The sequence below is a fragment of the Microbacterium sp. genome, from assembly GCF_051953575.1.
Taxonomy (GTDB): domain Bacteria; phylum Actinomycetota; class Actinomycetes; order Actinomycetales; family Microbacteriaceae; genus Microbacterium.
On record NZ_JBQCIP010000121.1, the window covers coordinates 1 to 5,266 of the forward strand.

At 71.1% G+C, this 5,266-nt stretch carries 6 protein-coding genes; 4 read left to right on the forward strand and 2 right to left on the reverse strand.

The annotated features are described in order from the left end of the window. A partial coding sequence (locus tag ACTHNQ_RS07745; RefSeq protein ID WP_440332539.1) for a diguanylate cyclase occupies positions 1 to 1,048 on the forward strand: 1,048 nt, incomplete at its 5' end. A gap of 33 nt (positions 1,049 to 1,081) precedes the next feature. On the opposite strand, the gene ACTHNQ_RS07750 is transcribed toward ACTHNQ_RS07745, so the two are convergent. Together ACTHNQ_RS07750 and ACTHNQ_RS07755 are read right to left on the reverse strand one after the other, a co-directional pair. Beyond that, the gene (locus ACTHNQ_RS07750; protein ID WP_440332541.1) at positions 1,082 to 1,864 is read right to left on the reverse strand and encodes an ABC transporter permease; all 783 of its coding nucleotides are present in this window, start codon (positions 1,862 to 1,864) and stop codon (positions 1,082 to 1,084) included. Beyond that, entirely contained in the window at positions 1,861 to 2,910 is a 1,050-nt protein-coding gene (locus ACTHNQ_RS07755) for an ATP-binding cassette domain-containing protein (RefSeq protein ID WP_440332543.1), read from the reverse strand. Before ACTHNQ_RS07755 ends, ACTHNQ_RS07750 begins: the two co-directional genes overlap by 4 nt. Before the next feature lie 61 nt (positions 2,911 to 2,971). On the opposite strand from ACTHNQ_RS07755, the gene ACTHNQ_RS07760 reads away from it, so the two are divergent. From ACTHNQ_RS07760 to ACTHNQ_RS07770, 3 genes are all read left to right on the forward strand, one after another. Further along, positions 2,972 to 3,934, forward strand: coding sequence for a helix-turn-helix transcriptional regulator (locus ACTHNQ_RS07760; protein WP_440332545.1), 963 nt, complete (start codon positions 2,972 to 2,974; stop codon positions 3,932 to 3,934). A gap of 92 nt (positions 3,935 to 4,026) precedes the next feature. Continuing rightward, positions 4,027 to 4,434: a DUF4383 domain-containing protein gene (locus ACTHNQ_RS07765; RefSeq protein WP_440332547.1), complete on the forward strand. Its 408-nt coding sequence runs from the start codon at positions 4,027 to 4,029 to the stop codon at positions 4,432 to 4,434. Next, positions 4,431 to 4,967, forward strand: a complete 537-nt coding sequence (locus ACTHNQ_RS07770; protein WP_440332549.1) for a hypothetical protein — start codon at positions 4,431 to 4,433, stop codon at positions 4,965 to 4,967. The genes ACTHNQ_RS07765 and ACTHNQ_RS07770 overlap by 4 nt, the downstream gene beginning before the upstream one ends. Positions 4,968 to 5,266: the final 299 nt, after the last annotated feature.

The following is a 5,266-nucleotide window of genomic DNA, read 5'->3' on the forward strand; positions in this document are numbered from 1 at the left end:
TCTGGGATTCCGGGGCGCGGAGGCGAAGACCGAACGAGGCCGCCAGCGCCTGCAGATCCTGCTCAACGCCGCCGTCGGCTTCGGCAACGTCCGCTCCGAGCTCGACGCGGCAGAACTCCTCGTCGACGTCGCGCAGCGCGCGTTCGCCGCCAGCGCGGTGAGCGTCCACCTCGGCGGACCCGAAGGACTGTGCCAGACCGCGGGGGTGAACCCGCTCGCCGAACACTGGCCCGCGATCATGCCTCCCCCCGGCACGGCCACCCTGCTGGGCGGCCAGGTCGTGCTCGTCCGCTCCCCCGACGACGCCGACGCGTTCGTTCCCGGCGTCGGCATGCGTGAGGTGTACGAGCGGAGCGGGATTCACGCGGCGATCGCGTCACCCATGCGCTCCCACGGTGACGCCGTCGGCACGTTGGTCTGCTATTTCGACCACCCGCGCGAGTTCGACGAAGAGGCGGTCCCGCTCGCGGAGGCGCTGTCGAACCAGGCGGCGCAGGCGATCGCCCGCATCCGCCTCGAAGACACACTGCGGCGCGCGGCCATGCACGACGAGGTGACCGGGCTGCCGACCCGGCGGCTGATCGAAGAGGACGTGACCCGCACCCTGTTGCAGGGGTTCACGGCGCTGAGCGTCATCTTCGTCGATCTCGACGGCTTCAAGGCGGTGAACGATCTGCTGGGTCACGCGGCCGGGGACTCGCTGCTGCGTGAGATCGGATTGCGGCTGCGTCGCACGATCCGCGAGACCGACGTCCTCGGACGCTTCGGGGGCGATGAGTTCATCGCGGTCGCGGCGGTCGACGCCGTCGACGGGGCGGCACTGGCGGACCGCATCCGCGCCGCCGTCGCCGAGCCGTACGACGAGCTGCCGCCCGGGCTGGCGATCACGGCCAGCATCGGTCTGATCACCGTCGGCAACGACGGCGCCCTGGTCATGGACCAGCTCATCCGCGCCGCGGATCACGCCATGTACGAGGCGAAGATGGCGGGCGGCGACCGTGTCGTCGTCGCCGGCACGGCATCCGAGCCCGAGCCCGCCCTGCGCTGACAGGACGGGCCCGGACTGGGCTGACGGACGCCGTCAGCTGCTCCGACGCATCGCGCGGATGCCGACGGCGAGGCCGACCACGGCCAGAAGGACGGCCGCGGTCCAGCCCCACAGCACGGTGATGTCGCCGAGGTCGCCGGCCAACAGCGCGCGCTCGGCCTGCACGACCCAGTTCACGGGGTTCACGGTCGAGACCGCCCGCATCCAGGCAGGTCCTTCGTCGAGCGGCAGCAGCATGCCCGACAGGATCAGCAGCGGAAAGATCAGCGTCTGCTGCACCCCCCAGAACAGCCACTCGCGGTCCTTTGTCTTCAGCGCGAGCGTGTACGACAACGCCCCGAGCCCGATGCCGAAGACCGCCAGCAGCGCGAGCCCGATGACAAGCCCCGGCACGTCGATCGTGAACCCGAACGGCCAGGCGATCAGCACGATGACGAGCGCCTGCACGACGATCGGCGCGATCTCTTTCAGCGCGCGGCCGACGAGCAGCGACGACCGCCCGAGCGGGGCGACCAGCGTGCGCTCGTGAGAGCCCGTCATCATCTCGTACTGCAGGTTCGAGCCGGTCGCGCCGGTGCCGAACAGCACGATCATGACGAGCACGCCCGGCACGAACCACTGCAGCGTCTCGCCCACCGGCGCGCCCGACGAGCCGACCAGCAGCGGCGCGAACAGACCGAGGAACACCAGCGGCTGCACCAGGCTGAAGATGAGTGTGAACGGGTCGCGCACCACGGGCTTCAGCTCGCGCGTGAGCACGTTCCAGGTGTCGCGCGCGCCGTTCGGGCGCACGGCGGTGTCTGTCTGCAGCGTCATCCTTCCACTCCTGTCGTGAGCACGTCTTCTTCGATCCGGGATGCCGCGTCCCCGGCATCCGCGTTCTCTTCCGCCTGTCCTTCGCCGGCCTCGCGCAGCGTCCGGCCGGTCAGCGCGAGGAACACGTCATCGAGCGTCGGCGGCACGCCCGTCGCGGTGCGCACCGTGAGCCCGGCGGCGTCGAGCGCGCGCACGGCCGCGGGCAGCAGCGCGTCCCCTTCGGATGCCGTCACGGCGAGCGCAGCCGCATCCCTCACGACCTCGCGCGCCGCAAGCCGCTGCACCACCGGAACGGCGGCGGCGGCATCCGCTTCGCTGTCGAAGCCGAAGGTGAGCACGTCACCGGCGAGCTCGGCCTTGAGCCGTGCTGCCGTGTCGTCGGCGATGACGCGGCCGCGGTCCATGACCATCACCCGCTCGGCATAGCGGTCGGCCTCTTCGAGGTAGTGCGTCGTGAGGAAGACCGTGGTGCCGTGACTGCGGCGCAGCTCGAGGATGTGCTGCCAGAGGTTCGCGCGGCTCTGCGGATCGAGCCCCGTCGAGGGCTCGTCGAGGAACAGCAGCGGCGGCGCGTGCATGAGGCCGAGCGCGATGTCGAGACGGCGCTTCTGCCCGCCCGACAGCTGCTGCACGGTACGGGTCGCGAAGCCCGAGAGATCGAGCGACTCGATGAGCTCGTCGGCCCGCTGCTTCGCGGCGGCCTTCGACATGCCGTAGAAGGCGCCCTGGCTGAGCAGCTCGTCGCGGGCGCGCTGCGAGAAGCTGCCGCTCGTGAGCTGCCCGACGTAGCCGATGCGGGCGCGCACGTCGGCGGGCCGGTTCAGGATGTCGAAGCCGACGACCCTCGCCGTGCCCGAGGTCGGCGGGATGAGGGTGGTGAGCATGCGCAGGCTGGTGGACTTGCCTGCGCCGTTGGGTCCGAGGAACGCGACGAGTTCGCCGCGCGCCACCTGGAACGTGAGGTCGGTGACCGCCTCGACGGTCTTGCCCTTGACGGTGAAGCGCTTGGTCAACCCCTGCGCTTGGATGATCGGTTCGTTCGCCATGCCCACAAGCTAGGAACGAACCAGGACAGATCTTGTCCTGGTTGCCTGACATTCTTGTCGCATGTCCGATACGACGACCCGCGCCCTCTCGCTGCTGAATCTGCTGCAGACGCATCGGCACTGGCCGGGCACCGAGCTCGCGGGCCGGCTCGGCGTGACCGAGCGGACGGTGCGGCGCGACGTCGAGCGGCTGCGCGAGCTCGGCTATCGCATCGAATCCACGCCGGGCGCTGCGGGCGGGTACCGGCTCGAGGCCGGCAGCGCGGTGCCGCCCCTGCTGCTCACCGACGACGAGGCCGTCGCGATGGCGATCGGGCTGCGGGTGGCGGCATCCCAGCGGCTCTTGAGCGGCGCCGAGACCACGGTGACCGCGCTCGCGAAGCTCGAGCAGGTGCTGCCCGCGCCGCTGCGGCGCCGAGTGAACGCGCTGGCCGAGACCGTGCAGCCGACCGGCATCCGCTCCGGCGCCGCGGTGTCGAGCGAGATGCTGGGCGAGCTGGCCCTCGCCACCCGCGACCATGAGCGCGTGCGGTTCACCTTCACGACCGCGTCGGGCGAGGTCATGAAGCGGCGCGTGGAGCCGCACGCGCTCGCGCCCGCCGAGCGGCACTGGTACCTGCTGTGCTGGGACCTCGAGCGCGAGGACTGGCGCACGTTCCGCGTCGACCGCCTGTCGGACGTCGAGCACACGCGCGTGCTGTTCACCCCGCGCGAGCTGACACCGGAGCAGGTGGACGAGTTCATCGCGGTGGCGCGGTCGTGGAGTCCCCAGGCCGTCGCCGGCGCGGCGATCATGGACCTGGGCATCGACGACATGCGCGCCTTCTTCGGGCAGTGGGGCCAGGGCGCCGAGCCGGCCGGTCCCGCCAGCACCAGCTGGCCCATCGGCGGCAGCGACTTCCGAGAGGTCATGTACGCCCTCGCGTGGATCCCCGAGGGGGTGCCCTACACAGTCGAGCTGCCGGATACGGCCAAGGACACCATGCGCGAAGCCTTGCAGCGGATGCTGGCAGCCCTGGACTGACTGCCGCGGCGACGGCATCCAATCCGATCCCGGGACCGCCTCGAAGACCCTTCACAGCCGCAGATCGCGGACTGTCGAAAGAGAGGTCTGCCATGCGCTCGTCACCGAACCGCCTCGTCGCCACGATCTTCGGCGCGGTGTATCTGCTCGTCGGACTGCTGGGCTTCGCCGTGACCGGCGGAGTCGGCTTCCTCGCGACCGAGGGCGGCCTGCTGCTCGGAGTGTTCGCCGTGAACCCGTTCCACAATGTGGCGCACCTGCTCATCGGCGGGGCGCTGCTGGCGGCGGGGCTCGTCAGCGCGCGTGCGGCCAAGACGGTGAACATCGTCGTCGGCGCGGCCTACCTGCTGCTCGGCATCGTCGGCTTCTTCCTGGTGGGCACGCCCGCGAACATCCTGGCGCTGAATGTGCCCGATCACTTCCTGCACCTGGCCAGCGCGATCGTGCTGCTGGGCGTGGGACTGGCCGCCGAGCGGTCGCCGCAGGCGGCGACCGCGTGACGACGGCCATGGGGGCATCCGGGCCGGGGCACGCGGGCGACCGCGCCCCGGCCTGGGTGGCGGTCGGCGCGTGGGGAGCCGGCCTCGTGGGTGCGGCGGTCGGCGCCGCGGCGATCGTGGGGGTGCAGGCCGATCCGGTCTCGCGTTCGCTCGGCGCCGCCGCCGTCACCCACGGACTGCTCGCCCTCGCGTGGGGCGCGGTGTGCCTCGCGCGGGGGCGGGCCGTCGCTCCGCGTGGGGCTCTCGCCGGGGCGCTGGCCGGCATCGCAGTGGCGACGGCGCTGCTCGCGACGACACCCGACGGCACGAGCGTCGTCGCGGTGGGAGTGTTCATCGTGTTGAGCGTGGCGACGGGCGCCGCCATCGGCTGGGGCTTGCGGCATCCCTCCCGCGGCGGCGGAGTGACCGGCCTGATCGCCGCCGCAGCGATCGTGGCGGTGCTGGTGACGCCCGCGCTGGGGTCGGCTCAGGATGCCGCCACCGCCGAGCCCGACGGCACCTTTGTGCCGGTCGTCGAGCACCACGGGCACTGAATCCGGCCGGCGGGCTCGGCCGCCGGCATCCGTTCCTCTGATTCAGAATGGTTGATCTCGGTCCACAGTTGACTCAGGTCAACTAATGGGTATATAGTTGACCGTCATCAACTTTCTGAATCGGAGGATACCTATGTCGACGCTCTCCGACACGTCTGCGCCGGCGACCGCCGAGCGCACCCCGCGCGAGGTCTTCGTCGCGCTCTCGGGACTCATCGTCACGATGTTCGTCGCCGTGCTCTCGGGCACCGTGATCTCGACCTCGATGCCGCTCATCGTCGCCGACCTCGGCGGCGACC